Here is a 4,733-nt window from a genome sequence, read left to right as displayed (position 1 = left end):
CGGCGACCGCGCGCTGCTCAATCTCGGCCACACGTTCGGCCATGCGCTCGAGGCCGCCACCCACTATGACAGCGCCCGTCTCGTCCACGGCGAGGGAGTCGCCATCGGCATGGCGCTGGCTTATCGCTTTTCGTCACGCCTCAACCTGGCAAGTCCCGACGATGCGGCGCGCGTCGAGGCGCATCTTCGCGCTGTTGGCCTGCCCTGGCGCATGGCCGATATTCCGGGTGAATTGCCTGATGCCGAAGCGCTGCTTGCCTTCATCACCCAGGACAAGAAGGTTTCGCGCGGCGCGCTGACCTTCATCCTGACGCGCGGCATCGGCCAGGCCTTCATCGCCAAGGATGTGCCGGCGTCAGAAGTGCTGTCGTTTCTGAGGGAGAACCGCCCGGGTCAGCCGAAAGGCAGCCCGGGTCAGCAGAAGAGCCGCCCGGGATGAACGAGGCCGGCTGGATTGCCGCTGGTGTCTTGGCCGGGCTCGGCCTGCTCGCTTTCGCCTTTCGCGCGCGCCTGCTCGCTGCCTTCGGCTATGAACTGCAGCGCATCGAACCGCAGCATTCGAACCATGATGAAGCGCAAGGCGCCGTCGACGGTTTTCGGCGCGACGGCCAGGTGGTACGCGTGGATCGCGCCCGCATCGGCCGCCTGTCCGATCTCGACGAGCTCGAAGTGTCCGATGTCATGGTCCACCGCACCAACATGCGCTCGGTCAATGCCGACAATCCGCCGGAAGCGGTGGTGCGCGAGATCCTGCAGAGCCCGCATACCCGCATGCCCTTGTGGAAGGGCTCGCTCGACAACATCGTCGGCGTTCTGCATGCCAAGGACCTGCTGCGCGCGCTGAACGATGTCGGCAACGACTTTTCCAAGATCGACGTGATGAAGATCGCTTCAAAACCGTGGTTCGTGCCCGATACCACGACACTGCAGGAACAGCTCAACGCCTTCCTGCGTCGCAAGGCGCATTTCGCAGTCGTCGTCGACGAGTATGGCGAGGTCGAGGGGCTGGTGACGCTGGAGGACATCATCGAGGAAATCGTCGGCGAGATCGCCGACGAGCACGACATCGACGTGCAGGGCGTCAAGCAGGAAGCCGACGGCTCCGTCGTCGTCGACGGCACTGTGTCGATCCGAGACCTGAATCGGGCGCTCGCCTGGGACCTGCCGGACGAAGAAGCCACCACCATTGCCGGTCTCGTCATCCACGAGACGCAATTGATCCCGGACGAGAAGCAGGCGTTCACCTTTCACGGCAAGCGCTTCGTCGTCATGAAGCGCGACAAGAACCGGATTGCAAGGCTGAGGATCAGGCCGGCCGGTGACATCTAGTTCTGGTAGGTTCTGTCGCGGCTCACCAATCCTTGACTGCACGCTCGCCGCGCCGGCGTGCACTTTTCGGCTGGGCTGTCTGGAGATGACGGTGATCGATCGGCGAATCCTGCTTTTGATGTCGATGGCTTTGTTGCCGGCCAGCGCTTCGGCGGCGCCGCGCCGGCTTTTGCCATCTCCGCAAACTTTCGACTACGGACCGGCCAGGCTCGACATCTACGCGCGCGCTGGCGCTAGCTCCCTGCCTGTGGTCCTTTTCATCCATGGCGGTGCCTGGCGAGCCGGCAATCGCACCAACGTCGACGTCAAGCCGCGCTTCCTGCTCGACAATGGCTTCTGCTTCGTCTCGATCGACTACCGGATGCTGCCTAAGGCTGATGTCGCCACCCAGGCCAACGATGTCGAGCAGGCATATCGTTACGTGCGCGCCAACATCGCCAGATACGGCGGCGATCCGAACAGGATAGCGGTGATGGGCCATTCGGCCGGCAGCCATCTCGCCGCACTGACCGGGCTGCGCGGCGGTCTGCCCGGCGTCGCGGCGCTGGTTCTGAACGATACCAGGGCCTATGATCTGGAGGCGCTTGCGAGGAGCGGCGGCATGACACCGGCCTATGCCCGGGCCTTTCCCGACCCGTCGCAGTGGCGCGTGCTGTCGCCTGCGACCCATGTCGGGAGCCGCAAACATCCGCCGACCTTTATCGCCTATTCGCGCGCATCGGGTCGTGCGGCGGCCTCACGGGCCTTCGCCGAGCGCCTGCGGGCGACCGGAACCGAGGTGACACTGTTCGACGGCAGCGCTTATTCGCACATGTCGATCAACCGCGACTTCGGCGAAGGCGACACCTTGACCCGTGCAGTGATGACTTTCCTGAAGGCGGCGCTCGGCTGAAGCCTACCACCTGATCTTTTCGTTCGGCGCGGCCGGCTCGATCGCCAGCGCGTGGACACCAGCATTCAGCTCGTCGGCCAGCAATGCGTTGACCGCGCGATGCCGCTCGATTCGGCTCATGCCGGCAAAGGCTGAGGAGACGATGCGGACGCGGAAATGCGTCTCGCCGGTGCCGTCATAAGTGCCGTGATGGTCGGAATCCTGATGGTGATGGCCGGCATGCAGATGGCTTTCGTTGATGATCACCAGCCGCTCCGGCGAGAACGCCTTCTTCAACTTGCCTTCCATCGTTGACTGTATGGACATTCGTACTTCCCTTCACCACATATGCGGGCGCATGACCCTCGAAAATCGGGCCCTTTGCGCGTCCGGAAGGAAGCGCGGTACCGTCGCCGCGACAAAATTCGCCGATCGCCCGCTTTATGCCCCGATTCAGCGGTTAGGGCGATCATTGCAAAAATGTCAATTCTTGTTTCGCACCAGCGAACAGCCCATAAATGGGTAAGATGAAACCGTACCCCAAATATTTCGAAAAAATTCGCATCCGCCCGGAGAAGGATGCGGAGCTGAAGTCGCGCTCGCCGATCTGCCAATGGGACGGTTGCAAGGAGGCCGGCACCCATCGCGCGCCGGTCGGGCGCATGAAGGAGGGCGAATATTTCCAGTTCTGCTTCGATCATGTGCGCGAGTACAATAAGGGCTTCAATTATTTCTCCGGTGTCCCCGATACCGAGATCGCCCGCTTCCAGAAGGAAGCGATGACCGGCCACCGGCCAACCTGGAAGATGGGCGTCAACGGCGCCTCGACGCGCTCCTCGCCCGATTTCGCCCAGCAGCGTTCCGGCCGCGCCGGCTACTACAACCGCATGCGCGATCCGTTCGACCTGTTCAAAGGCCCGAAGGATCCGCGCGAAGCGCGGGAGCGCAAGGCCAAGCCGCTTGAGGCCAAGGCGCTGGAAACGCTTGGCCTTGATACAAAGGCGACTGGCAAGGATATCAAGGCGCGTTATAAGGAACTGGTGAAACGCCACCATCCGGATGCGAATGGCGGCGACAGAGGTTCGGAAGACCGGTTCCGCGATGTGCTCCAGGCCTATCGTGTGCTCAAGCAGGCAGGATTGTGCTGAGCGACCATTCGGTTCGTGTCGTTTTCCAACTTTCATAAGGTTGGAAAAGGCTCTAAGACCGCCCCCGAACAAAATCGATTGCCGGCGAAACGCGGCGTTCGCCCGTGGAGACGTTGATAAAGATGAACAAGGTCGATCGCGACATCGCCAACCTGCCAGACAGCACCGTGTCGGTGAAGGAGAAATTTGGCTTCGAGTCCAAGATGGTGGTGCCGGCCTATTCGGTGACGAGCGAGCATGTGCCCGACATCGATCCCGACTATCTGTTCGACAAGAACACGACGATGGCGATCCTCGCCGGCTTTGCCTACAACCGCCGCGTCATGGTGTCGGGCTATCACGGCACCGGCAAGTCGACGCATATCGAGCAGGTCGCCGCCCGTCTCAACTGGCCTATGGTGCGCGTCAATCTCGACAGCCATGTCAGTCGTATCGACCTCGTCGGCAAGGACGCCATCGTCGTCAAGGAAGGGCTGCAGATCACCGAATTCCGCGACGGCATCCTGCCCTGGGCCTACCAGCACAATGTCGCACTCTGCTTCGACGAGTACGATGCCGGCCGTCCGGACGTGATGTTCGTCATTCAGCGCGTGCTGGAGTCGTCCGGCCGGCTGACGCTGCTCGACCAGAGCCGGGTCATCCGCCCGCATCCGGCGTTCCGGCTGTTCTCCACCGCCAACACCGTCGGTCTCGGCGACACCACCGGCCTCTATCACGGCACCCAGCAGATCAACCAGGCGCAGATGGATCGCTGGTCGATCGTCACCACGCTGAACTATCTGCCGCACGACAATGAGGTGAACATCGTGCTGGCCAAGGCCAAGCACTATCGCGACAGCAAGGGCAAGGAGATCGTCAACAAGATGGTGCGTGTCGCCGACATGACGCGTTCGGCCTTCATCAACGGCGACCTGTCGACTGTCATGAGCCCGCGCACGGTCATCACCTGGGCCGAGAATGCCGAGATCTTCGGCGATATCGGCATGGCGTTCAGGCTGACCTTCCTCAACAAGTGCGACGAGCTGGAACGCTCGCTCGTTGCCGAGTTCTACCAGCGCGCTTTCGGCCAGGATCTGCCCGAATCGGCCGCCAATGTGGTGCTGGGGTAACACCGATCCCATGGGAACGATCCTCCGGATATTCCTATGGAGTTTTTCAATCTTCTGCTTTGGTATCTGTCAGGCGGCTATGGCCCAGAATGAACCATTCAAAGCCGGGCAAATTTGGACTTATCGCGACGCGACACCGGTATCATCGCGGTTAATCGTTGGCGCAGTCGATAACTTCGATGGCGAAAGCCAGCCGATCGTATCGGTCTCAGTTACCGACGCTCCAATTCCGAATGGCGGCAAGCAGCTACAAACTGTCCCCCACCTTCCTGTAGC

General features: G+C 61.6%; 5 protein-coding genes and 2 pseudogenes. 6 read left to right on the top strand and 1 reads right to left on the bottom strand.

The annotated features are described in order from the left end of the window. The 3 genes and pseudogenes from EOA85_RS28110 to EOA85_RS28100 form a co-directional block, all read left to right on the top strand. Nucleotides 1-439: pseudogene (locus EOA85_RS28110) on the top strand (3-dehydroquinate synthase); the annotation flags it as partial. Continuing rightward, on the top strand, nucleotides 436-1,329 hold the full coding sequence (locus tag EOA85_RS28105) for a transporter associated domain-containing protein (protein ID WP_127211938.1): 894 nt from the start codon (nucleotides 436-438) through the stop codon (nucleotides 1,327-1,329). The pseudogene EOA85_RS28110 and the gene EOA85_RS28105, both read left to right, overlap by 4 nt. Nucleotides 1,330-1,420: 91 nt before the next feature. Beyond that, complete coding sequence (locus tag EOA85_RS28100) at nucleotides 1,421-2,221, top strand: alpha/beta hydrolase (protein ID WP_065007511.1); 801 nt, start codon at nucleotides 1,421-1,423, stop codon at nucleotides 2,219-2,221. 3 nt (nucleotides 2,222-2,224) lie between these two features. Here the strand turns inward: EOA85_RS28100 and EOA85_RS28095 are convergent, their stop codons facing one another. Beyond that, entirely contained in the window at nucleotides 2,225-2,527 is a 303-nt protein-coding gene (locus EOA85_RS28095) for a BolA family protein (protein ID WP_127211937.1), read from the bottom strand. A gap of 191 nt (nucleotides 2,528-2,718) precedes the next feature. Here EOA85_RS28095 and EOA85_RS28090 point away from each other — a divergent pair, with 191 nt between their 5' ends. The 3 genes and pseudogenes from EOA85_RS28090 to EOA85_RS38255 all read left to right on the top strand — a co-directional run. Further along, nucleotides 2,719-3,348, top strand: coding sequence for a J domain-containing protein (locus EOA85_RS28090; protein ID WP_127211936.1), 630 nt, complete (start codon nucleotides 2,719-2,721; stop codon nucleotides 3,346-3,348). A 122-nt stretch (nucleotides 3,349-3,470) separates the two neighbouring features. Beyond that, a complete protein-coding gene (gene cobS / locus EOA85_RS28085) occupies nucleotides 3,471-4,457 on the top strand; it encodes a cobaltochelatase subunit CobS (protein ID WP_065007510.1) in 987 nt (328 codons plus the stop codon). 79 nt (nucleotides 4,458-4,536) lie between these two features. After that, nucleotides 4,537-4,733: pseudogene (locus tag EOA85_RS38255) on the top strand (hypothetical protein); the annotation flags it as partial.

The sequence above is a fragment of the Mesorhizobium sp. M5C.F.Ca.IN.020.29.1.1 genome, assembly GCF_003997375.1.
In the GTDB taxonomy this organism is placed as follows: Bacteria; Pseudomonadota; Alphaproteobacteria; order Rhizobiales; family Rhizobiaceae; genus Mesorhizobium; species Mesorhizobium wenxiniae.
The sequence above is the reverse complement of the archived record's forward strand: the minus strand, read 5'-3'. Positions and strand labels throughout refer to the sequence as shown.